Annotated in this window: 15 protein-coding genes, 1 tRNA gene and 1 pseudogene; 8 read left to right on the top strand and 9 right to left on the bottom strand. The window is 47.7% G+C overall.

What is annotated here, in order from left to right; all coding sequences use genetic code 11:
- Positions 1-74: 74 nt before the first annotated feature.
- The 3 genes from NNO04_RS19815 to NNO04_RS19825 all read right to left on the bottom strand — a co-directional run bounded on the left by NNO04_RS19815 (position 75) and on the right by NNO04_RS19825 (position 7,362).
- Positions 75-1,127 (bottom strand): phage tail sheath family protein, encoded by a 1,053-nt coding sequence (locus tag NNO04_RS19815; RefSeq protein ID WP_271446110.1) that lies wholly within the window; start codon positions 1,125-1,127, stop codon positions 75-77.
- Positions 1,128-1,140: 13 nt separating this feature from the next.
- Positions 1,141-1,593, bottom strand: coding sequence for a phage tail protein (locus NNO04_RS19820; protein ID WP_271446122.1), 453 nt, complete (start codon positions 1,591-1,593; stop codon positions 1,141-1,143).
- A 1,062-nt stretch (positions 1,594-2,655) separates the two neighbouring features.
- Complete coding sequence (locus NNO04_RS19825) at positions 2,656-7,362, bottom strand: Ig-like domain-containing protein (protein ID WP_271446111.1); 4,707 nt, start codon at positions 7,360-7,362, stop codon at positions 2,656-2,658.
- A 451-nt stretch (positions 7,363-7,813) separates the two neighbouring features.
- On the opposite strand from NNO04_RS19825, the gene NNO04_RS19830 reads away from it, so the two are divergent.
- Both NNO04_RS19830 and NNO04_RS19835 read left to right on the top strand, forming a co-directional pair.
- Complete coding sequence (locus NNO04_RS19830) at positions 7,814-9,124, top strand: Ig-like domain-containing protein (protein ID WP_271446112.1); 1,311 nt, start codon at positions 7,814-7,816, stop codon at positions 9,122-9,124.
- 69 nt (positions 9,125-9,193) lie between these two features.
- The gene (locus tag NNO04_RS19835; RefSeq protein ID WP_271446113.1) at positions 9,194-11,905 is read left to right on the top strand and encodes an Ig-like domain-containing protein; all 2,712 of its coding nucleotides are present in this window, start codon (positions 9,194-9,196) and stop codon (positions 11,903-11,905) included.
- Positions 11,906-12,109: 204 nt separating this feature from the next.
- Here NNO04_RS19835 and NNO04_RS19840 read toward each other — a convergent pair whose 3' ends face one another.
- The gene (locus NNO04_RS19840; protein ID WP_271446123.1) at positions 12,110-12,859 is read right to left on the bottom strand and encodes a GntR family transcriptional regulator; all 750 of its coding nucleotides are present in this window, start codon (positions 12,857-12,859) and stop codon (positions 12,110-12,112) included.
- Positions 12,860-13,088: 229 nt separating this feature from the next.
- Here NNO04_RS19840 and nagE point away from each other — a divergent pair, with 229 nt between their 5' ends.
- Both nagE and NNO04_RS19850 read left to right on the top strand, forming a co-directional pair.
- Positions 13,089-14,471 carry an N-acetylglucosamine-specific PTS transporter subunit IIBC gene (gene nagE, locus NNO04_RS19845; protein ID WP_271446114.1) on the top strand — a complete coding sequence of 461 codons (1,383 nt, stop codon included), beginning with the start codon at positions 13,089-13,091 and terminating at the stop codon, positions 14,469-14,471.
- Positions 14,472-14,485: 14 nt separating this feature from the next.
- The gene (locus tag NNO04_RS19850) at positions 14,486-15,415 is read left to right on the top strand and encodes a DUF7916 family protein (protein WP_271446115.1); all 930 of its coding nucleotides are present in this window, start codon (positions 14,486-14,488) and stop codon (positions 15,413-15,415) included.
- Positions 15,416-17,961: 2,546 nt separating this feature from the next.
- Here NNO04_RS19850 and NNO04_RS19855 read toward each other — a convergent pair.
- A tRNA-Ser gene (locus NNO04_RS19855) sits at positions 17,962-18,049 on the bottom strand.
- Between the two features lie 235 nt (positions 18,050-18,284).
- Between NNO04_RS19855 and ghrA the strand changes: the two genes are divergently transcribed.
- The 4 genes and pseudogenes from ghrA to NNO04_RS19875 form a co-directional block, all read left to right on the top strand.
- Positions 18,285-19,223, top strand: coding sequence for a glyoxylate/hydroxypyruvate reductase GhrA (gene ghrA, locus NNO04_RS19860; RefSeq protein ID WP_271446116.1), 939 nt, complete (start codon positions 18,285-18,287; stop codon positions 19,221-19,223).
- A gap of 86 nt (positions 19,224-19,309) precedes the next feature.
- Positions 19,310-20,047 carry a phosphatase gene (locus NNO04_RS19865; protein ID WP_271446117.1) on the top strand — a complete coding sequence of 246 codons (738 nt, stop codon included), beginning with the start codon at positions 19,310-19,312 and terminating at the stop codon, positions 20,045-20,047.
- A gap of 23 nt (positions 20,048-20,070) precedes the next feature.
- Positions 20,071-20,625 (top strand): TorD/DmsD family molecular chaperone, encoded by a 555-nt coding sequence (locus NNO04_RS19870; protein WP_271446118.1) that lies wholly within the window; start codon positions 20,071-20,073, stop codon positions 20,623-20,625.
- Positions 20,626-20,726: 101 nt separating this feature from the next.
- Positions 20,727-21,213: pseudogene (locus NNO04_RS19875) on the top strand (DUF1097 domain-containing protein); the annotation flags it as partial.
- Between the two features lie 40 nt (positions 21,214-21,253).
- Here the strand turns inward: NNO04_RS19875 and csgG are convergent.
- Genes csgG through csgD form a run of 4 tightly spaced genes read right to left on the bottom strand, consistent with a single transcriptional unit; the run spans position 21,254 to position 23,600 of the window.
- Entirely contained in the window at positions 21,254-22,087 is an 834-nt protein-coding gene (gene csgG / locus NNO04_RS19880; RefSeq protein WP_271446119.1) for a curli production assembly/transport protein CsgG, read from the bottom strand.
- 26 nt (positions 22,088-22,113) lie between these two features.
- Positions 22,114-22,530 (bottom strand): curli production assembly/transport protein CsgF, encoded by a 417-nt coding sequence (gene csgF, locus NNO04_RS19885; protein WP_271446120.1) that lies wholly within the window; start codon positions 22,528-22,530, stop codon positions 22,114-22,116.
- Positions 22,531-22,555: 25 nt separating this feature from the next.
- Positions 22,556-22,945, bottom strand: a complete 390-nt coding sequence (gene csgE, locus NNO04_RS19890) for a curli production assembly/transport protein CsgE (RefSeq protein ID WP_271446121.1) — start codon at positions 22,943-22,945, stop codon at positions 22,556-22,558.
- Positions 22,946-22,949: 4 nt separating this feature from the next.
- Entirely contained in the window at positions 22,950-23,600 is a 651-nt protein-coding gene (csgD, locus tag NNO04_RS19895) for a biofilm master transcriptional regulator CsgD (RefSeq protein WP_162380571.1), read from the bottom strand.
- Between the last annotated feature and the right edge of the window lie 209 nt (positions 23,601-23,809).

Below are 23,809 nucleotides of genomic sequence, written 5' to 3' on the forward strand. Positions count from 1 at the left end.
GCGTGACAGTCATCATTATTCTCCAGTTGTTGAGTTAGCAACACCATTGAGCCTGGTACGATAATATTGTGTAATTATTGTTGTTCGACATTCTGGCTGAATTGCAGAATAATGAATTCTGCTGGCCGCACTGCCGCCATGCCAACTTTGACGATCATTTTCCCCTGACTGATATCGTCATCGGTCATGGTGAGCCCTTTACCAATCTGCACAAAATAGGCTTCTTTCTCCGTTGTCCCAACAAGTGCACCCTGCTGCCACAGACTGTGAAGATAGTTAATAATGGCAGTACGAACTTTTTCCCAGGTGGGGGGATTGTTGGTTTCAAACACCATTGACTGCATGGCAGTTTTAATATCCCGCTCTGCACTGTCAAACAGGCGTCTTACCGGTATATAGCGCCAGTTGTCACTGTCCTCCAGCGTTCTTGCCCCCCAGACCACGGGGCCCCGATAATCCACCTGACGAAGCATATTTATCGCCAGACCGCTGTTAAACTTTCCCTGAAGCGTAGCAGTGACTTTATATTGAGGCTGATAGCCCGCAGGAATAGTCATATTTGCTGGTGCCTTCCAGACGCCGCGAGTTCTGTCGTTCTGATAATAGAATGCCGCCATAAGTGCACTTGCGGGCACTGGTATTGCAGCCCATGAAGTGATCAAATTAGGATAGTAGACTGCGGCATGGCTATTTTCAGAAAATATGGTGCTGATATCCGTATTACCGGTTAACTCCCCAGCCATATAGTCAAAAAGTGCAAATATACCGCTATCTTCATTACACAGCGAATTAATCGTATCAGCAGTGATTTGCTGCCCCGCAGTGACTAATAGCGTAATGTCAGGGTGCAGTGGTACTTGCGAAGCCAGGCCTGATTTGTTCACGACATAACATGGTCCTCCTCCATTTTCAAAATAGGTTCGAACTGAAATATCCGCCAGATACTCATTGTTGAATCCTTCCCCCTTTTTTTGCAGGTAATCCAGCCATGAATTTATCTTTGTTATTATCGGGAATTTATTATACGTCGCAAATACGGGTACGACAGTGGAGAGATGGCTTGCGGATATAGCTTGGGAGGAATCTTCCTCTATATATACGCCAGGATAACTTGTTGTAACTGTCATATAGCCTCCGCAACTAACTGTTTGCCTGAATAGTAATGCGATCGGCCATTAACGCAATTTCTTCAATGGCAATTTCATTACTGGCAGCATCCAGAGAAGGGGACGTTAATGACACTGGAAAAGCATTTGACACATTCCAGGTCGTCAACAACGTTGTTCCGACCTCATCAGTGAGGCTGATAGTAATATCTTTCTTTTCTACTTTGTTTAATGAAATGCTGTTAATCCAGTCATATAACTGAGAATCACCAGGAAATACACCTTTACGCAATGTGATATTTACAGCCTGCCTTTGCCCTGGCATTTTGAACCAGTTACCAATGCCGTCGCGGTATTCGATAGTATCATAGGCAATATTCAGCCCTGATACATTATTAAATGGAATATCTTCACTCCCCATCGACACAATAAATCTGTATGTCGGAATGGGATAAGATGCAGCAATCTGATCAACAGTTGTAGCCATAGCACTTCCCTCTTTGTAACGATTAAATAGAATAGTCTGCTGTAACCAGTCCATGCTTGTTTCGGTCAAACAGTCTCAAATCATCCACGCCAGCGCCCGATTATTTCCCAATACCCAGCTGTATTTTTTAACTGAGCGGGGGTGAAACATAGACGGGCAACCTGCACCGCTCTGTTTGTTCTTGAAACACAAGTTGTGTTTCAAGTCTAATGACAGATAAGTGAACTACTTGTGTCATTGATTTACTCCTAAAGAAGTTAGCAGAGACGGATTGACAACCATGTCTAATTTTTGATTTCGGACTGTGCAATTAATGCTTCATATATCTCATAAAAAATATCCAAATTATAAGGCAGGATGGCTTTCTGCGAGGTAGGTGCTGACAACGATAATCGGTGAGATGCGTATGCACTGGTGAATTTAAAGAGTGATTTATAAGCCGGATAAAAGAATACCATGCGACAGATAAAGATGTTATTAAAACTCAATTGATGTGATTTTTAAGAGGAATAGGGAGGATATCCTTTAGCTTTGAAATGAAGATAAGAAAGAACCAGGAGTTCAGATTCGTGACTAAAGTTTTCCAGCTATGATGAGTTTTACTATGAGGATTTGTGGGTTTACGCTATCCTGGATTTCTCCCGTACTAAATATCAGTTGCAGCGTATTCACCTGGAAAAAACGCAGCGGCTCTATGCACTTATCGGAGTAATTCCTGTGATGGGGTGGTACAACGTTTCAACGGAATTAGTCACCCTCCAGTACATTAATGTGGCGACTGATTTTGCCAACACGAATCAGTTCTATCAGGTTTGCGAATGTTCACCGGATTGTGATTTTCCAAAAGGTATCGCTCCCTTGTAAAAATCAGTGGAATAACCATACAGCCGCATATACCGTGTGAATTTTCAGGCCCCTTGTTAAACCACATTCTTCTTAGCATCACTGCATGATGGCAAGGAAAAAACACGCTTTTTTGCATCAGCTATGACAACAGGGGGCATTCGCCCCCTGCCTGGTTTCTATTGTTATTGATGTACTAAATGTTTCTGGCGGTCATGTTCAATGCCTAAATACCAATTGCGCTGTTGCGGTCACAGAACTAAGTGCTGACTTTGCGTCAATGACACTCATTCTTGCAGAAGTCGAGCTGTAATTCATTCTTGCAATACCGCTTTGGTCAGTCACGGATGTTGTTTGTGCTGCGACGGCGTCACCATCTGCTGTACCCCAGGTAATGGTTGCTCCTTGTATTGGGAGATCTGATGAATCCAGGAGTGTCACCATTACCTCCACAGGCGTACCGTCAGCGGTACCGGTTGGCATTTCCGCAGGGAAACGCAGTGAACCAAAAGTGCGTGCCGTGAAGGAAACCGATACGTCAGCATGGACACTGCCAGCGGTGGCGGTCACAGTATCAGGGCCAACCGTTGTGCTTGTGACGGCTGCATTGGCTGCACCATTTTTTATGAGGGACACCTTCGGTGATGGTGTGGCAGAGATAGCACCCCAGGTTACTGGAGTACCGTCCGCAACCACATTTCCCTTACTATCTTTAACGATGGCCTGGGGAGCAAGCGTATCGACCCCATCGGCGATGGCGCTTGTGTCAGGAATGATATTAATGGCGATACTCGCCGGTTCACCGGGTACAAAGGTGGCGGGCTGAGTGTCACTCTGGTTGTTCATGGTGGCGGTCAGGTTTACGGTCTCCGCTTTATCGTCTGTCAGGGTGACGCTGCTGATGCCGGACGTGTTTGTCGTCGGCGTGGCGTTGCCAAGTGTCGCGCTGCCGTTAGACGTCCAGGTGACGGAGATGCCCGGTACCGGGTTACCGTGGCTGTCGGTGACAGTGGCATGGGCGTTGAGTGGTGTAGCGCTGTCTACTGCCACATTATTGTTGTCGAGGGTCACCACAATGGTCGTGGCGGCCCCGGCGACAAAGGTGGCGGACTGCGCGTCACTCTGGCCGTTTACGGTGGCGGTCAGGTTCACCGTTTCCGCCTTGCTGTCCGTCAGGGCGACGGTGCTGACGCCGGACGCATTGGTTGGCGTGGCGGTGCCAGTCGTTGCGCTGCCGCCCGATGTCCAGGTGACGGTGGCGTTCTGCACCGGGTTCCCTTTGCTGTCGGTGACGGTGGCATGGGCGTTGAGAGGCGTGGTGCCGTCGGCCACCACATTATTGTTATCCAGCGTGACCACCACAGATGCGGCGGCCCCGGCGACAAAGGTGGCAGACTGCGCGTCACTCTGGCCGTTTACGGTGGCGGTCAGGTTCACCGTTTCCGCCTTGCTGTCCGTCAGGGCGACGGTGCTGACGCCGGACGCATTGGTTGGCGTGGCGGTGCCAGTCGTTGCGCTGCCGCCCGATGTCCAGGAGACGGTGGCGTTCTGCACCGGGTTCCCTTTGCTGTCGGTGACGGTGGCCCGGGCATTGATCGGCGTGACGCCATCGGCTACCACATTATTGTTATCCAGCGTGACCACTACAGATGCGGCGGCCCCGGCGACAAAGGTGGCAGACTTTGCGTCACTCTGGCCGTTTACGGTGGCGGTCAGGTTTACTGTTTCCGCTTTGCTGTCCGTCAGGGTGACGGTGCTGACGCCGGACGCATTGGTTGGCGTGGTGGTGCCAGTCGTTGCGCTGCCGCCCGATGTCCAGGTGACGGTGGCATTCTGCACCGGGTTCCCTTTGCTGTCGGTGACGGTGGCATGGGCGTTGAGAGGCGTGGTGCCATCGGCCACCACATTATTGTTATCCAGCGTGACCACCACAGATGCGGTGGTACCGGCGACAAAGGTGGCAGACTTTGCGTCACTCTGGCCGTTTACGGTGGCGGTCAGGTTTACCGTTTCCGCCTTGATGTCCGTCAGGGTGACGGTGCTGACGCCGGACGCATTGGTTGGCGTGGCGGTGCCAGTCGTTGCGCTGCCGCCCGATGTCCAGGTGACGGTGGCGTTCTGCACCGGGTTACCGTGGCTGTCGGTGACGGTGGCCCGGGCATTGATCGGCGTGGTGCCGTCGGCCACCACATTATTGTTATCCAGCGTGACCACCACAGATGCGGCGGCCCCGGCGACAAAGGTGGCAGACTTTGCGTCACTCTGGCCGTTTACGGTGGCGGTCAGGTTCACCGTCTCCACTTTGCTGTCCGTCAGGGTGACGGTGCTGACGCCGGACGCATTGGTTGGCGTGGCGGTGCCAGTCGTTGCGCTGCCGCCCGATGTCCAGGTGACGGTGGCGTTCTGCACCGGGTTCCCTTTGCTGTCGGTGACGGTGGCATGGGCGTTGAGAGGCGTGGTGCCATCGGCCACCACATTATTATTGTCGAGGGCGACCACCACGGCGGCGGCGGTACCGGCGACAAAGGTGGCAGACTTTGCGTCACTCTGGCCGTTTACGGTGGCGGTCAGGTTTACCGTTTCCGCCTTGCTGTCTGTCAGGGTGACGGTGCTGACGCCGGACGCATTGGTTGGCGTGGCGGTGCCAGTCGTTGCGCTGCCGCCCGATGTCCAGGTGACGGTGGCATTCTGCACCGGGTTCCCTTTGCTGTCGGTGACGGTGGCCCGGGCATTGATCGGCGTGGTGCCATCGGCCACCACATTATTGTTATCCAGCGTGACCACCACAGATGCGGCGGCCCCGGCGACAAAGGTGGCAGACTTTGCATCACTCTGGCCGTTTACGGTGGCGGTCAGGTTCACCGTCTCCACTTTGCTGTCCGTCAGGGTGACGGTGCTGACGCCGGATGCATTGGTCGGCGTGGCGGTGCCAGTCATTGCGCTGCCGCCCGATGTCCAGGTGACGGTGGCATTCTGCACCGGGTTACCGTGGTTGTCGGTGACGGTGGCATGGGCGTTGAGAGGCGTGGTGCCGTCGGCCACCACATTATTGTTGTCCAGGGCGACCACCACAGCAGTGGCTGCACCGGCTGTAAATACGATGGTTTGCGAAGCGGTTTTTCCACCGACTGTCGCAGTCAGGGTGACGGTCTCCGCCTTAGTGTCGCTGAAGCTGACGCTGGAAACTCCTCCTGGATTGGTCCTGGATGCCTCCGTTGCAGTTGGAGCAAACGTTGCGCTTCCGGTTATTGACCACTGCACCGGGACGCTAGCAATAGGTTGTTTGTTGTCATCGATAACAGTGGCCTGAGCGGTATCCACGCTGCCGGTGACGATGGTATTGCTGGTTACGGTCAGATCCACTTTTGCCACATTCTGCGCAATAAAAGTGGCAACGACGGACTCACTTTTCCCGGCGGCTGTCGCTTTTAGCGTGACATTACCAGCTTTTTTATTGTTGAAATGCACGCTGGCGTTACCATTGTTGTCGGTGGTGCTGTCGCTGTTAATGATCACAGCGCCGCTATTCACGGCCCAGCTCACCGGAACGTTGGCCATCGCGTTGCCATCTGTATCTTTTATTGTGACCTGGCCTGCATCTTGTTCATTACTGTCGGCGGCAGCGCTATTATGAGTGAGCACCAGGTTTAGTGCTTCTACAGAAGGTATAAAGGAAGAATGAATACTTTGGGTGACGGAGCCAGAGTAGGCTTGTACGCCAACCTGCTCAGCAGAGGTGTTGGTCAACTGGACAGATGCCTGACCATTACCGTCAGTCACACTAGTCGTGGTGCTGAGTTTTGCATGACCATCACTGCTCCAGTTGATGACCGCATTTTTCACCGGGCTACCGCCTGCGGTGACGGCCTTGACCGTAATCTCGTTAGCGGTGGTACCATCGGCAGGGCTGTTATCTTTGGTGCTATATAGCTTAAGGTTGGCGAGAACATCATCCTGGGCTTTCTTTTTATACTGCAGAACGATTTCATTATTACGATCGACTAAATCGTAACGGCTACCGTTAAGCTGACGTAACCCATCAACCTCAGTCGGTGATATTTGTGATTTGAATGATTGGCCGAACGAATATCTGAAATTGAGCGTGAATTGTGTTTCGTTGGTAGAGTCTTGCCCTTGCTTATAGTCAATACCGGCGGTAATCAGAGGTACCGGCGTATAGTTAAGCCCAACGGTTACCGCAGAAGGATTGCTCTGTAAATGTTCTTTATCAAATAATGCCACATTGCTGCCATAGTACTTTTCGTACATGACCTTAGCACCAAGCTGCGGCAGGGAAGGGAGGTATCCTTCGGCTCTTAAGTCAAAACCATTTGCTGGCTTCTCATAATAATCGTCAAAATCGCGAGAATTATGCCAATCGCTAATTGCAAGATAGGTATTAGCAGAAAACTTAAGATAGTTTTTCCACGCCTCGGCACCAAAACCAATACGTTGGTTATGGCCGGTGAAATCTTGGTCAAAAAATATATTTCCGCCGTACATCCAGTTCTTATTAAATATTCGCATTCCAAAACCAAAATTACCGGTAGTACGGCTATCGGGTGCTCTTAAACCTAACTGGGTAAACGCATATGAGTTTTTGTTGGTATAAAGCGGCATCAACAAATCAACAGCGCTATTGTCCCAATTACCTCTGTCGTCCACGTTAAGCTGCACTTTGGCTGTGCCGAATTGCTGCAGCCAGTGTTCAACGCTGTCGGCTGCATAGTTGCTGGCCATAGAGGTAGCAACATTTGATGCCGACTGGGAGGCGGGAGCTGGCGCTCCGACAGGCTCGATTGTTTGTGAAGAAGATGGCGCTGCATCAATCGAAGGACTAAAAACTAATGCCGAAAATGTAGGCAGAATCTGCATCCCGACCATTAAATAGGCGATAATGTTCTGGCGTGTTTTTTTAATTTCCATAGTATTATTTCATAAAAATAAAATTACGTGAAAAGGGAAAATGAATACCCGACACCAATCTATAAGGTCTACTCATTGAATTTTAAATTTCTGAGTTATGGCATCGCCATATACTCTATCAATTTTGATGGGTGTGAAATGTGCTTTTTCCACGGAATGCCTATCTAAATTAAGGAAATGTAATGTCATTTTCCTTCTCTAATTTAGGTGTATTTGGAAGTCCAAACTTGGACTGATTAAAAAAAGATATTTTGTGTGTAGATTCCGAAAAGTCTGGTTGGCCTCATTGAGATACTTTTGCATTTCCAGTGTGAGGTGTACGCCTGGTGTATGGATATCGGTAAAAAATCGGAGTTGATTTTTTGAGCGCTTAATTATCGGTGCTCATTTTACCGAGTATACATATCAGCAACTTAGTTTTTCACTTAAATAGAAATCAAGGAATTTAGTTATGACAAATGTAATTTCCGTAGATGTTAGCCTGGAGAGTATCCCGGCGGATTCTGCAACAACATCAACTATCACTGCTACGCTGGCTGATGGCTCTGGTCCTGTTACAACATCAACCAATCTGACCTTTACTGTTACCCCAGCCGTGGGTTGCGAATTATCATCTTCGACTAAAGCTACCAGCACAGAAGATGGTACCGCTTCAATAACGGCGACCGCCTCCTTCCCTGGTAATTACACTATCACTGTGTCCGAAATGGATGATCCGATGGTTCAAAATACTGCCACCTTGCAAGCGACTCCTGTTTACGACATCAGTGTGGCACCGACAACCACACTTATCGCTCCTCTGGGTGGTTCCATCGAATTAAGGGCCACCGTTCTGGATTTCGACACTGGCGTGCCTGTTGAGGGAGTGACAGTAGACTGGTCCGTTGAGGCAGGGGGGCTATTTATTGCATTATCGTCAACCTCCTCAATAACAAATACTGATGGCTTCGCTACAATCACGGCAACCGGCACTAACCAAGGGGTTCTTGGTACAATCGTGGCTAAGATCAAATCGCGGGCAGTGGCATCGTGTGATGTGTTTTTCAGTGCGCCAACAGTGCCGGCAGTATCTATTCTCAACGCTGATGATGATCATACGCTGGATGCTGCTGAGATTGCATTTGGTGTTGAAGCTTATATCTACGACCCGAATAAAGGCCCGTATACTGGTGGCGATAACATTACGCTCTACTGGGGGAAAGGGGCGCAGTTGGTGGATTCAAAACAATTCCCGGTAGATAGCACAACTCAGTTCCCGATCCCGGTTGATATTTCAGAGCTTTTTAAATCTGAATGTCTGCAAAATGGTGATTATGACGTTTTCTACGTTTTCACAGATAGTATCCAGAACACTCACTGCTCGCGGGATTTCACGTTGACTGTCAATGGCGTCACACCGCCATCCGATCTTCCTGCCCCAACGTTCCCTGAGGCGAACAATAACACCATTAACGCGAATGTGGCCGCAGGGGGAACCATGATGCGGATCCGCTATGCAGGCATGGCGGCAGGGGACAATTTGAACATCAACTGGCAGGAGTACAATGCTAATGGTGACCCTGTTGCAAACTCGTTATACGCACCAGTCGCTGCGGTGAACGAACGTGATCACTCATTAGGGTTCCATGATGAGCCGATTCCTCAGGAGTACATTACTGCACTGAAGTCCAGTGGAACCGCACAGGCTTCCTATTCAGTGGTTCGTAGCGATGGCAGTACCCAAGTCTCGGCGATTGCAACAGTAAATGTCGTTCTCTACTAAACGAACAGTGTGATGTGTAGAACTGCTGTCAGAAACTGGCAGCAGTTCTCATATTTGCCATATCCCATAATGTTAACGCTCAAACAAGTGCTGATATTCAGCTATCTGTTTGTCATAACATTCATAGAAGATTATCTGATGAATACTCCAATACAAACCAAAAGCAATGCCCTCGTTCAGGGTCAGAGTAACTACATCATCCGGAGCGTAACGGCATCCCCCATAGCTGCACTGCCGGGTACCCCTGTCACACTAACAGCGGTTATTCAAAATGCTGACGGAACCCCGGCTGGAGCAGGTGTCTCTGTTCAGTGGCAACTTATTTCAGGATCACTCTATATCTCACTGTCCGGTAACACCTCAACCACCGATGATGCCGGCGAGGCTACCATTCAGGCTGTGGCAAGTGCGCCTTCTGGAGGAATTGTCAGTACCAGCGTTGATACGGTTTCCACAATGTGCGGTCTCCACTTCAGCGATCCTCTTTTTGCAGCCCCTGCTGTTGTAAATGCCGAAATGGACCATCAACTGGATGGCAATGAAATTGCATTGGGCGTGAGCATTTATATCCCAGCCCCCCCGAACAATATCGTTCCTCAACCTGGTGATTTGATAACTTTCTGCTGGGATAATGTTAAAAGTATGTCCTATGTTGTACCCAATCCCCCCGTTTTTCCTTACTACATTGATGTTTCACGGGGGTTTACTGCTAACTGTTTTTATGATGGATCCTACGAATTACTTTATGACTATACGACGTTAGCCGGGAATATGCATAGCTCGATGTCTTTTCCATTGGAAATCACAGGTAATCCAGCTCCCGCAACATTGCCATCGCCAACGTTCCCTGATGCAGATGCTTTCGGGACACTGAGTTATGCGTCGGTAATGGAGAACCTGGGTACAAATATGAGGGTCTCTTACCCGGAAATGGCTGAAGGCGATACAGTCACGGCGAGATGGTATGGGTATCAAACCTCTCCTAATTCACCGATACCAGGAACAATCTGGAGTCAACCACGGACACTGACGGCCCAGGATATTGTCGCGCAGTACACACTTTTCCACATTCCTGACACCGTAATTACTCCGGCTGTCGATGCACATGCGCAGGGCAGCTATCAAGTCGTATATCTGAATAACAGCACTGCATTATCCGGTAATACGGATGTAAACATTATCAGCGCACCTGAGGTTACCATCACGGAGCAGAAGGATAGCGATGGGCTTTACCCTCTGATTTATCCCGGAAAAGCAGGCACAATAACATTTACTGTCGATACCAATTTCACCTTAGATGTGGCAGGCTCACGTATTCATTTTGTTGCCCCTACCGGAACCACGCTGGTGAGCGCCTCGATCCCAGGTTCGGAGAGTGACTATTCATTTGATGCCGCTACTGGTGATCTGACTCTCACCAAAGACGGTGTTATCTGGAGCTCCTGTACCCTGACTTTGCAGGCAAGCAGCAGCGCCACACCACTGACATCAGTATCCGATGGTTCTGCCCAGTATTTCTCTGCGGACGGTTCGCCTGCTGGGTTAGTGGCCCCCATTACTGTTAATTTCTCCTGCTCATGGGATTATGTGACCGACGTCAGTTGTCTTATCGCCATGCACTATCCCGATAATACGAATGAAAACACGGGCACATTATTTATGAACGGTGCCAACGACAGGAGTGGGGTGTTCAAGGCACATTGTATTCCTGTTTTCAGAGGGTTCACTTTTACCATGGCTGACGGAATTCCTGCTCCGTCAAAAGAAGAAGTCGAAAATGCGTTAACTCTGGTCAACAAAAATGGTGATGTAATATTAGGCGCGGGACTTATTGATACGGCTAAATATACAGAATTTGAACAGCCTTATAACAACAGAACGACCTCTGCGTCAAACCCTCCAGAATCCTATTCGATTGAACTCAACCCACTTGCCATCTGGTGCTCCAGACATTACAGCGACACTTTACCAGCAGACGATGTTTACGTTTGTATGCAGCTTCGTGCTGCAAAGACGAGTGGCACTTATACATTTAATTCTAATAGTGACAAGGGTGTTAGTCTTGGTATCAATTTTACTGCCATGAAAAAATACCAGAGCTCGAATACCGCTGGAAGTAGTAATTATATTTTGATTAAAAATTATGATAGTACGGATGACTATTATTTTCGTTACAATAATAATGGCGAAGTGAGAAATATTGGTCAAACTCATATCAGGCGCTTATACCGGGTGTCGATAGACTCAACTCCCGAGAACTCAAGATATGTCTTTAAGTTCTTTTGGTTCGAAAATTATAATTTTGATCATGTTGTACCTGCCGGGGATTATATCCAATATGGCCGTGAGATAGATTCTATTTATATCAAAGGAATGTCAATTCAAGGTAAGCCTCAGTGGACCAATTATGGACAACACTTACTATTACCCCCACTATATGATGTCCCTTGCCCTATGGATAATACTTATACGTATCCAGGAGGATTTAGAATAGGATTCACGGGTACTCACGAAGCTCATGGTTGGGCATGTTCCGGTTTTATTACTGCTACTGGTGACAATCTTGTCATTAATCCTGGTGAGGTGGTCTTCGTAGGGCTTTCTATTGACTATGAATCTTCATCTGAAGGTGTTGAATTTCGTTCTAATAACACGTCAGACAGCAGTGGTAATTCCCGTCTTCACCTGATAGATAATTTCGGTAATCATATTTATATGAATCCTGAGTGTGGTGCAGGTGTGGACTCGCTCACGCTGACAATGCAAGTTAACACTAAATAACTCGCGTTTAGGTTAAGCCATTGTCAATGTCGCTATGTGTGAACGGGATATTTTGATTGATGGCTTATTCTCTCGCAGAGACTACGCAACCTGGACTAACCCCATAACTGAAATAACGGTGCAGCGTTTCTAAGCGATGGCTGAACGGCATTATTGCCTGAAGAGGCACAAATAGCGTGGTTCAGCCTGAATGTGTCAATAAAATCACAGTGTTTTTCGATGTAACTCCACCGTAAAATCATAATAATCATTCAGACACCAGGTTCGGGTGCATTCGACGGGTTTGTCATTGTGAGTAAAACCAGTGCGGGTCACCAGTAAAAGTGGTTCGTGTTCCCTGATATTCAAATGATGAGCCAGCTTGCTGTCTGTTGCCACAGCACTGAAACGCTGGGTCGCTCTTAGTACTGGCGAACCTTTTTTCTCCAGATGCAGATACAAAGATTCATCCAGTTCGCTGATTTTATCCAGAAGATAAGAAGGTAAAATTGCAGTTTGAAGGGAAACAGCGATACCATTTATCTTTCTCACCCTGGTCAGTTCCACCACCTCGTTTTTACCTTCCTGCAATTGTAAAATATTATTTTCCTCTGCTGTGGATGCCCGACGAAGATAGCCTACCAGTTCGCTTTTCGCTTCCCCTCCGCAGGCATCAGCCATCTCGCTAAAACTTTCCAGCAGTGGTTGTGACTGGCGCACATGTGGTGCGATAAAGGTCCCCGATCCCTGGTTGCGAATAATCACCCTCTCTTTCAACAGCTGCTGTAGCGCCTTACGCGCTGTTCCGCGTGCGATTTTCAACATATCAACTAATGCACGTTCAGACGGCACCGCATCTCCAGGACGCATTCTTCCTGCCGTAATTTCTGCCTTAATAGCATTAACCAGTTGCATGTACAGCGGCATCGCACTGGCATTGTCCAGATGAAATACCGGTGACTGAGTTGCAGACATTTTCCCTCCAGGTGCTCGTGTAAAACTCATTTCATATGAACCAATTTTTATCCACTTATACAGCATATGTCACCTTCAGGATCCATTAAAGAGGATAAAAAAGCGATATTGCGGTCACAAATCAACCTTTTCTCTATGGTAAAGTATTCTTGAGTTCACCTAATGTATATAAGTGGTACATAAATGGTTTATTTGTAATTGTAATTAAAACTTAAACTCAGGTGATTATATGCAAGGAAACTTTTTCGTTATCATGCAGCGACTTGGCAAAGCACTAATGCTGCCTATCGCTGTACTCCCTGTGGCTGGTTTGTTGTTGAGACTGGGGCAGCCGGATGTGTTTAACATCGTTTTTGTCACTAAAGCAGGTCAAACCCTGTTTGATAATTTACCGCTACTCTTCGCTATCGGGATTAGCGGGGGTTTTGCTAAAGATAACCATTGTGCTGCCAGTCTGGCGGGAACCATTGGCTACCTGGTGCTGACATCGGTGATGCAGGCGATTAACCCAGAGCTGAATATGGGGGTCCTCTCCGGCATTCTAACCGGGGTGCTGGCTGGCGTACTGTACAACCGCTATCAAAACATTAAATTGCCTGAATATCTGGCTTTCTTTGGCGGTAAGCGTTTTGTGCCCATTGCTACAGGCTTAAGCTGCCTGTTGCTCGGACTTGTTCTGGCATGGGCCTGGACCCCCGTGCAACAGGGCGTCAACGCTGTTGGCAACTGGCTGGTCGCTTCTGGCCCGATTGGCCCGTTTGTATATGGCATTCTGAACGTGATTTTCCGTGTCGTCGGTCTGCATCATATCGTCAACTCGTTGGTCTGGTTTGTTTTTGGCTCATTCACTACCGCTGACGGGACGATTGTTACCGGAGATATTCACCGCTTCTTTGCTGGAGACCCTTCTGCCGGAGCGTTTATGGCGGGTTATTTCCCGGTATTTATGTTCGCCCTGCCTGCGTCCTGTCTGGCGATGTACCACGCGGCGCCCAAAGACAAACGTCCCGCCGTCGCCGGACTCTTTCTGTCGCTGGCTTTGACCACTTTCCTGACCGGCATCACTGAGCCGGTAGAGTACACGTTCCTGTTCCTTTCCCCGCTGCTGTATGGCATTCATGCGGTGTTAACTGGTTTGTCGATGGCGGTTTGCCAGATTCTCGGTATCAAGCTCGGTTTCACGTTCTCTGCTGGTTTGATTGACTATGTCCTGTCGTTTGGTCTGGCCTCCCATCCACTTTTGATGTTGCCTGTCGGCATTGTCTGGGCGTTGCTTTACTACTTTCTGTTCCGTTTATTTATCAGCCGTTTCAATCTCGCCACGCCGGGGAGAGAAGAAAACGAAAGCCCCATGCCGACTACTGGAGAGAAACATCAATTAGCCAGCGCTTATCTTGGTGTCCTGGGCGGAAAAGAAAATCTGTTAAACATCGATGCCTGTATCACCCGTCTTCGCCTGGAAATAGCCGATATGAGTATCATCAATGAGTCTGAACTGAAAAAACTCGGGGCGATGGGTGTCGTAAAACACAGTGATAACGGTTTACAGGTTATTGTTGGAACACAGGCGGAAATTATCGCCGGTGAAATTCGTGAATTGGTTAATCAATAAGGGTCTCTCTTTTTATGGAACACAAGCGCTTACTTGACTGTTGTGCATCTGATTTCGTCAGCATGGATAAAAAGGCACTACTGTATGCGATCCGCGCCAGTGAGGGGCGGGTCATGGTCAGTGAGACCATCGCAATTACCCAGCCGCTGCTGAATAATGTCACTAATGCGGAACTTGCTGCGTCACAAGGGGCGGATATTCTGCTGATTAATATGTTTGATAGTGAAGCACCTGTGATTCAGGGAATGCCTGCCGGTATTGCTCCGGAGCAGATACTGCACGAATTACAGCGTCTGACTGGACGTATCATTGGCGTTAACCTGGAAGCCGTCGATCCTGAATTTGCTATTAACCATGATGATATCTGGAAAATGAAGCCAGGCCGCGCAGCAACAAAAGAGAATGCCTGCAGGCTGGTAGATATGGGAGCAAAGATCCTGGTGCTGACGGGTAACCCCAACAATGGCGTCAGCAATAGGGCGCTAGGACTTGCGGTGAAAGATATTCGTGAAGCTGTTGGCGACAGAGCGATTATTATCAGCGGTAAAATGCACGGTGCAGGGCTGGTTCAGGAGAGTGGGGGGACAATTATCACCGAAAATGATGTCGCCTGGTTTGCCGACCAGGGGGCGGATATTGTGTTAATTCCTGCACCAGGAACAGTGCCCGGCATGAGTCAGCAAAAGGTCTCTGCGTTAATCGAGTGCGCCCACACACACGGTGCGCTGGCAATGACGGCAATCGGGACCTCTCAGGAAGGCGCAGATATTGGTACGATTCGCCAGATTGCCCTAATGAGTAAAATGGCGGGGGCGGACTTGCATCATATTGGCGATACGGGTTATATGGGAATGGCACTCCCGGAGAATATTCAGGCTTACAGTATTGCTATTCGCGGAGTCAGACATACTTATACTCGTGTAGCGCGTTCAATTAATCGTTAGATATGTCGGCGATACCCTTGATACAGAATGATTAGGGTATCGCTGTTTTTAAATGATGTTTAATCAGGAATAATATCTACAACAGCTAATCAGATTGCATAATCTTAATCGAATTCAGTATATGGATTTATTGCATTTTTGGTGGGGTATGTTTTTTTGAAATGTACCCGGACTGGATATTACCTGTTAATGACAAAAATTTTATTCAAGTCTGTTTTTATTTTGTGTCCGGGGGGGCTATGTTAAGTCAGGCTGAGAAGGTAAAGGAAAGTTGTCATGCACAACCCAGTGAAAAATCAAATCACGGCGATGTGGCTGAAGTTGACACCAGTAGAAAAGTGTTAGTTGTTGGATATTCTCCCACTGGGGGGGGGCATACGGCCAGAACGTTAAATATTGTTCAGGAGGCTATATCCCAGGGTTCGCTGAAAAATGGAGATGCTGTTATATTGTATGTTCCACCTCGTTGGGAAGGAGCGCAACGTCCTGAGCAATTAACTAATCTATCGAAAGAGTTAACCAATAAATTCATTTCTGTTAAGCTTATTGAATCGGAAAAACCTGTTTACGGTTATCTTGATAAAGCAACAGGAGGTTCTGATGATGCACGTATTCTTGAGCGGATTGCATTGTATCCGTTACGCAATGAGGAAATGGATTTTCTAAAGCAATATTTTGACGGAAAGCCATTGCAGTTAAACCTGTCTGATATTCCAGATTATCATTCTGAAATTAAAATCAATGAATTGCCTCGCATGTCTGCCAATGTTCTAATTGAAGAGCTCGTGAGTAAATACGGAGTGGAAAATGTTTATGTTCTCTCTGATATGGATCCAGCTTTACAAAAAGCAGCAAAAAATAATGGAATTATCGGTGCTAATCGTGTAGATCAACAAAATCATGCAATATTGTTAGATAAAGAAGATAGTCATTCAAATATTGAAATGAAAAAAGCCGTTTTAGCAAAAGTGCTAGGTGGGAGGGGGGAGCAAATATCGCATATTAGTCTCGGTGGAAAGAATACTTTGAATACATCTGTCAAGATATTAGATGATTTAGGTATAAAAGAGGGAGATACTATCAGCGCAGTTAAAAATAAAATTCACCAAATAATTTTTAGTTCTGTTTTGGATATACAAGATATAGAAGCTAAATTTGATAAAGGGATTTATTCTGGTGTGGTAAAAGGTAACGAGGTAAAAGAGGTTGGTGATATTGATAAGGTGATATATATTTATGCACATATGAAAACACCTATAATAGCCAGGCATATCTTGAATAAGATCAAAAAAAATGATCCCGATTATAATAAGAAGGTTTTTATTTTTTGTGGTGCTAAAGCAACGGGGGATTATAATGCTATGCATTTGGCATATTTGGCTGATGCGGATGGTATTACTACTTCTGGCGCTGGAACCAGTGGAGAATTTGTTTATTTGCACAAATATGCAGAGGCTAAATCTAATTTACTGATCCTCCCTATTGAAGGGCACAATGAGCAAGAAGCTATCACAGATGCATTGTGTCAGCATCCATCGACTAAAGACTATATATTACGGCCAAACCCAGGGCAGAGATTGGAAGAGGGGGAGATAATTGACGATTTGGTAAAGAGAAAAACAGTGACGAAAAGTGATCATGTCCTTACATATAAAAAATTTATGATTGCCCTGATGGAGGATGCGACATATGTTAAGCAGGCTCATAATATCTTTTTTAAGAATGAACAGTTAGATGAGGAAGCTTTTTATTACCGAGTTATTCAACAAGATATGTACAAAAATGCAAATTTAAAAGGCACTCGACATTACCTTAAGCTTGTTTTTCAATTGCTAAATTATTTAACAAATCAGGCAGAACCATTTCCAGTAACAATCAAATTTAAGGAAAGTTCACAAGGGTATATATTTTCTTCGATGGANGAAGTTCGTAATTTATTTAATAATTCAAAATTAATGGAAGATATATTGCATCTAACTGACGAAAAAAGTGTAGAGTCATTGCCACTGATCAGTGATGTCAGGCAGTTAATTAAATCAGACAATTTAAACTCAGAAGAAGGACGTCAAGGTTTTATTAGGTTAAAAGATAAATTTGGTCATTACATGACGACAGGTTTTTAGTTGTTGCAATTTAGCAGTGCACGCAACCGTTTAATTTAAAGATAAGAATCCAGTAAACAGATCACCAGGATAAGCACGGAGTCTGGTGGTGTGTTCGTCGCCCGCGCAAAGGCCACTGCGTTCATGGTCTGTCCAACTGGCTGCGCCAGTAGTCGAACCCCGGTCGGAGATTCTCATCCCCCCAGCGTGTGCAATATGCGAAAAAAAAGCCCGTACTTTCGTATGAGCTCTTTCTCGAATATGGCGGTGAGGGGGGGGATTGACTCGCTTCGCTCGCCCTGACGGGCAGCCCACTCACTGCGTTCGTGGTCTGTCCAACTGGCTGCGCCAGTTGTCGAACTCCGGTCGTGGATTCTCATCCCCCCGGCGTGTGCAACAGGCGAAAAAAAATCCCGTACTTTCGTACGAGCTCTTTCTCGAATATGGCGGTGAGGGGGGGATTCGAACCCCCGATACGTTGCCGTATACACACTTTCCAGGCGTGCTCCTTCAGCCACTCGGACACCTCACCATATTGTCGTTCCAGTGTTGCTGGAACGGGCGCTAATTTAAGGAAATCCGCCTTTTACGTCAATCATCTTTTCTAAAAAATTGTGCGTTTACACAAACTTCAAGCAACATGGAGGGGAATTAAGCAGAAACTGCTTTTTTTGCCAGCAGGCTTAAATTTGTTATGCTGATGATCCTTATGAAAATGATGATAATAAGTGCGAGTAGATTCCGCATAACAACACGCAGGAGACAGTATGGAGATAATTTTCTATCACCCGACATTCGACACGCCATGGTGGCTGAACGCGTTGGCAAAAGCGATTCCTGGGGCTAACGTTCGTGAATGGAAAGCGGGTGATAATGCCCACGCGGATTATGCGCTTGTATGGCATCCTCCGGTGGAAATGCTGGCAGGCCGGAAGTTAAAAGCTGTCTTTGCGCTGGGGGCTGGGGTCGATTCCATTCTGAGTAAGCTGAAAGCGCATCCAGAAATGCTGGCTCCGTCAATCCCATTGTTCCGTCTGGAAGATACGGGAATGGGGCTGCAGATGCAGGAATATGCCGTGAGCCAGGTATTGCATTGGTTCCGTCGTTTTGATGACTATCAGGCGCAGAAGAATGAATCCGTGTGGAGACCGTTGCCGGAGTATTCTCGGGAGGAATTTACGATCGGCATCATGGGGGCTGGCGTGTTAGGCGCGAAAGTCGCCGAAAGTCTACAGGCCTGGGGATTCCCGCTTCGTTGTTGGAGTCGTAGCCGCAAGTCCTGGCCCGGAGTGGAAAGTTTTGCCGGTGAAGAGGAACTCGCTGCGTTTTTGAGCCAGACCCGGGTTCTGATTAATCTGCTGCCAAATACGGCGGAGACGGTGGGGATTATCCATGCCGGACTGTTGGCGCAGCTGCAGGATGGAGCGTACGTGCTTAACCTGGCTCGCGGTGTTCACATAAATGAAGATGATCTTCTGGCGGCGCTGGAGAGTGGAAAACTGAAAGGGGCAATGCTTGATGTCTTCAATCATGAACCATTACCGAAAGAGAGCCCGCTCTGGAAACACCCTCGTGTGGCGATGACGCCTCATATTGCGGCGGTGACCCGACCCGCAGAAGCGGTAGAATATATTTCCCGCACCATTTTGCATCTGGAAAACGGTGAACCCGTTACAGGGCAAGTGGATCGCCAGCGAGGCTACTGATGCAAACCCGGTTCGCGCCGGGTTTCGACTAATAAACGGCGTCGATTCCTGCTATCCTTGACATAAAATGAATACAGGAGAAAGTGATGTATCCCGTTGACCTGCATATGCACACCGTCGCCAGCACCCACGCCTACAGTACTCTGAGTGACTATATCGCGGAAGCCAAACGTAAAGGTATCAAGCTGTTCGCCATTACGGATCATGGGCCGGATATGGCTGATGCCCCGCATCACTGGCATTTTATCAATATGCGTATATGGCCGCGTTTGGTTGATGGGGTAGGCATTTTGCGGGGCATTGAAGCCAACATTAAAAATATTGAGGGTGAGATTGACTGTACTGGCCCAATGCTCACCTCACTGGATTTGATCATCGCAGGGTTCCATGAGCCGGTTTTTGCACCGCATGATAAAGATACCAACACCCAGGCGATGATTGCCACCATGGCCGGTGGTCATGTGCACATTATTAGCCACCCCGGGAACCCCAAATATCCTGTTGATATTACGGCGATCGCTCAGGCTGCTGCGAAATATCAGGTCGCGTTGGAAATTAACAACTCCTCCTTCTTGCATTCGCGTAAAGGCAGTGAAGAGAATTGCCGCGCCGTGGCTGCGGCAGTGCGTGATGCCGGAGGCTGGGTGGCATTAGGATCAGACTCCCATACGGCGTTCACGTTAGGGGAGTTTGCCGAGTGCCGAAAAATTCTCGACGAGGTGAACTTCCCGGAAGAGCGGATCCTCAACGTTTCGCCAAAACGGTTGCTGACATTCCTGGAATCGCGTGGCATGGAGCCTATCCCGGAATTTGCTGAACTTTAATTCTTAATAACTGGAATATATAAATGAACGAGTTTTCTATCCTGTGTCGCGTGCTGGGATCGCTTTATTACCGCCAACCACAGGACCCTTTACTGGTTCCGCTGTTTACGTTGATTCGTGAAGGAAAATTGTCAGCCAGTTGGCCGCTGGAACAAGATGATTTGTTGGCCCGGTTACAGAAAAGCTGTGATATGGCGCAACTGGCGGCAGATTATAATGCCTTGTTCGTCGGTGATGAGTGCGCGGTGCCGCCTTATCGTAGCGCATGGGTAGAAGGCGCTGCCGAGTCTGAGGTCCGGGCATTCCTTTCTGCTCGCGGTATGCCTCTGGCGGATACGCCAGCCGATCATCTTGGTACGTTGCTGTTGGCCGCATCATGGCTGGAGGATCAGTCAGCTGAAGATGAAAGTGAAGCGCTGGAAACCTTGTTCGTGGAGTATCTGCTCCCCTGGTGTGGCACATTTCTGGGTAAAGTCGAAGCGCATGCTGCGACCCCGTTCTGGCGCACGATGGCACCACTGACGCGTGATGCGATCAGCGCAATGTGGGATGAGTTACAGGAAGACGCCGAAGAGTAAATGTGATTTAAGTCACTATTTACTGCAAGGTGATCTGCAAGCTTGCATAATTTGTGTGCGCGGTCGCATTCATGTGCGGTATTTCTGCTATGATGCGGCCTATGAACATACTTCTCTCCATTGCAATTACAACGGGCATTCTCTCCGGTATCTGGGGATGGGTGGCCGTGTCTCTCGGCTTGCTCAGTTGGGCCGGTTTCCTGGGGTGTACCGCCTATTTTGCTTGCCCTCAGGGTGGTCTGAAAGGGCTGGCGATGTCGGCATGTACGCTATTAAGCGGCATGGTATGGGCACTGGTGATCATTCATGGTAGTGCGCTTGCACCGCACCTTGAGATTGTCAGCTATATCATGACCGGAATTGTCGCGTTTCTGATGTGCATTCAGGCTAAGCAACTGTTGCTCTCCTTTGTTCCGGGTACCTTTATCGGGGCATGTGCAACGTTCGCAGGGCAGGGGGACTGGCGGTTGGTTTTGCCTTCGCTCGCCCTGGGGTTGGTTTTTGGCTACGCGATGAAAAACAGCGGACTCTGGCTGGCTTCCCGCCGGGAACGAGGCGCATCGCAAGCGGTGCCCAGCAAATAAAAAAAAGCGTGAGGACATCCTCACGCTTTTTTTTGCTTTGGGTATCAGGATTCCGGAGGGACTGACAGATGGCGATATTTCACCAGAATGTCGTTCTGACGCTCTGATTTATTCTGCAGATCCCACAAACCGCGATCGATACCGTCATTAATCAGGAAAATAACGCCGGTTTCAATAGCAGACATCAGACATAGCATGACCGGTTCGTTAGAGGTGTAGCCAATTTCACCTTCCAGCAGACGTTGGTAATCGATGAAGCGGAAAACCCCCGCCTGAACTTCATAAGACAGTATGGTCTTGCTGGTGTTTACAGAGGAGAGGATCTCACCGGTACTGACGTTAACAACGCGCAGGTTTACGGCAATTTGATCAAGCTGGTATTGCGTGTCCGCGCCAATACCAAAGTACCGGGCGCCCACACCACCTGATTTCACATTGCTTTCGTAGCCGATGATTGACCCTTCCACCATGATATTTGCAGCAGTCAGAGATTGCAGCGGTATACGGTTATTGATGGCAACGGTGCCATTTTCTTGCGCTGCGCGAATGATTTTACGTTCGTTCAGCAGGTTTTGCAGTCCCTGACGTTCCAGTGGGATGAACCAACGAGAATCTTTCAGCGCCGTCACCAGCATAGCAGTGGCGCTTTGTGGCACAGCGGTTGAGAAGTTACTTGCCGGATAAGGTTTAAATTGTCCGGTTTCATCCTGGATATTGTAAACCGAGACAAAAATCTTACCTGACGGCATAGGCAAGTGCGTCAAGTCTTTATAACTTTGCGCACGGGGCATTAATGTCGGCTTAGCGGCTTCTTTAGGCGGTGCGGTTAAGCATCCGCTCAGTAAGCATACGGCAACCAAAATCAGTAAGCGCTGCATGATTATTGTCCTTTCGTGGCTGATGCTTAAAAATCGGTTGAATTTGTTTGTAAACCTGACACCTCAATGGTGGAGATTTTTCCTGTTTTTCTGTCTGTGACATTCAACTTCAATTGACCATCCGTATTGGATATATCAATGATGAAATCACTGGTCACCATCCTGCCGGGTTTCCCGGTATTAATATTGGAGAGTAATCCCCCCAGTATTTGCGACTGAATTGCCTGGGTGAAGTTATCCAATGCGGATGGTGTTTCAACCCCAAAGTCGTCATCGAAATCAGGATCTTTATAGGAGTTCTGCGCCTGGGCGCTGTTTAATAGAAATGCCCCATTATTGGGGTTTCCGCCAAAGTTGGGATTGCGGAACTGGAATGTCATATTGCCAGCCCAACTGAGCGGCGAAATTATCATGAGTAGAACTACTGCATGTTTGATACGCATGACAGCCTCCGGACAATAATATGTATTAGAATTCATCACGCGCTAAATCACCGGTGCTTAATAGCGTTTGATCTATTTGCCGGCGATTTAATGCTTCCTCAGTTTGTGCTAATGCGAAGACGACGGTTTGCTCGAAGTCTCGTTTCGTTGGGAATAAAAATGTCTGGAAGATAACATCCTGGTTGACGGTTATGGTGATCCAACTTCCCCAACGCGCACTTGGTCTTTCATTTATAGTTAAGTTGCCAGTGTATTCACTTTCCCACTTGTCGCTAAAAGCACGATAAAAATCATGGCCAATAGACGAAACCGTGTGGTCAGTTAACAATCCGGGAATCTCAACTTCTACTGCCTGTAGATTCCCGGAGGCAAAGAGTAATTCAGCCGCTACAATCCAGGTCAGATAGCGTTTCATGGCTTTACCGCCTGAGGTTATCGTTTGCCCACGAAACCGCTTGTGTTCGGTTTTTGACAGCTATCTTCTTGAAAAGATTATAAAGGTGCGTCTTCACCGTATTTTCACTGATAAACAGTGAACGAGCGATTTCAATATTTGACGCGCCGATACGCAGCTTATTAAGAATCTCTTTTTCGCGATGAGTGAGAAGCGCCGACTCTGTGCTGTTGTAGCGATAGTTTCCTGAGTGTGTGATCAGGTAACTGGCCAACTTTTGCGAAAAGTAGCATTCACCTCGCAAGACCCCTTGTAATCCATTTACAACACGCTCTTCATCTTCAGCTGCGTAAAACACGCCATTGATATGTGGCCAGTTTTCAATATCCCTGTACGGATAATCGTCGGGAGTATTTAACAACAATGTTTTTATATTGTTGTTTTTCCGGCTTAAGTTGTCTTGCCAGTAATGGATGAGCTTTTTATCCGCTTCCATCATATCCAGTAAAACAATGCAGCTGGCAGATATATCGTCCAGAGAACGTTGAATATTATGTAGTTTTCCGGTTAATGCCAGAGATTGCTTTAAGTGTTGCAATAAGGCCGTAGCTTGCAGGGACGGTTTAGTGATCAACAATAATGTATGACCATGAATACTATGGACTTCATTAAACATGATGAAACCCCACTTTTTTTTAGTCGCACATCTGACAGTTGCCCCTACTAAAATAGAGACACCAGAAGTACTGACAGATGTTGCACTGCTGTTTGTAGAAATAAATCAGCCCTAATGGGCAAAATATAAAACTAATGGACTACATCTGATTTCAATCTAGTCATTACAAACCTTAAAGCAAGTGTTAAACTTGTAACTAAATGTAAAAA

Origin of the sequence: Citrobacter sp. Awk 4 (assembly GCF_028069725.1) — a bacterium.
In the GTDB taxonomy this organism is placed as follows: domain Bacteria; phylum Pseudomonadota; class Gammaproteobacteria; order Enterobacterales; family Enterobacteriaceae; genus Citrobacter_D.

Bases quoted from the DNA above. Each gene is read 5' to 3' on its own strand.
- NNO04_RS19815 (WP_271446110.1), bottom strand. From the start codon at position 1,127: ATGACAGTTACAACAAGTTATCCTGGCGTATATATAGAGGAAGATTCC.
- NNO04_RS19820 (WP_271446122.1), bottom strand. From the start codon at position 1,593: ATGGCTACAACTGTTGATCAGATTGCTGCATCTTATCCCATTCCGACA.
- NNO04_RS19825 (WP_271446111.1), bottom strand. From the start codon at position 7,362: ATGGAAATTAAAAAAACACGCCAGAACATTATCGCCTATTTAATGGTC.
- NNO04_RS19830 (WP_271446112.1), top strand. From the start codon at position 7,814: ATGACAAATGTAATTTCCGTAGATGTTAGCCTGGAGAGTATCCCGGCG.
- NNO04_RS19835 (WP_271446113.1), top strand. From the start codon at position 9,194: ATGTTAACGCTCAAACAAGTGCTGATATTCAGCTATCTGTTTGTCATA.
- NNO04_RS19840 (WP_271446123.1), bottom strand. From the start codon at position 12,859: ATGTCTGCAACTCAGTCACCGGTATTTCATCTGGACAATGCCAGTGCG.
- nagE (WP_271446114.1), top strand. From the start codon at position 13,089: ATGCAAGGAAACTTTTTCGTTATCATGCAGCGACTTGGCAAAGCACTA.
- NNO04_RS19850 (WP_271446115.1), top strand. From the start codon at position 14,486: ATGGAACACAAGCGCTTACTTGACTGTTGTGCATCTGATTTCGTCAGC.
- ghrA (WP_271446116.1), top strand. From the start codon at position 18,285: ATGGAGATAATTTTCTATCACCCGACATTCGACACGCCATGGTGGCTG.
- NNO04_RS19865 (WP_271446117.1), top strand. From the start codon at position 19,310: ATGTATCCCGTTGACCTGCATATGCACACCGTCGCCAGCACCCACGCC.
- NNO04_RS19870 (WP_271446118.1), top strand. From the start codon at position 20,071: ATGAACGAGTTTTCTATCCTGTGTCGCGTGCTGGGATCGCTTTATTAC.
- csgG (WP_271446119.1), bottom strand. From the start codon at position 22,087: ATGCAGCGCTTACTGATTTTGGTTGCCGTATGCTTACTGAGCGGATGC.
- csgF (WP_271446120.1), bottom strand. From the start codon at position 22,530: ATGCGTATCAAACATGCAGTAGTTCTACTCATGATAATTTCGCCGCTC.
- csgE (WP_271446121.1), bottom strand. From the start codon at position 22,945: ATGAAACGCTATCTGACCTGGATTGTAGCGGCTGAATTACTCTTTGCC.
- csgD (WP_162380571.1), bottom strand. From the start codon at position 23,600: ATGTTTAATGAAGTCCATAGTATTCATGGTCATACATTATTGTTGATC.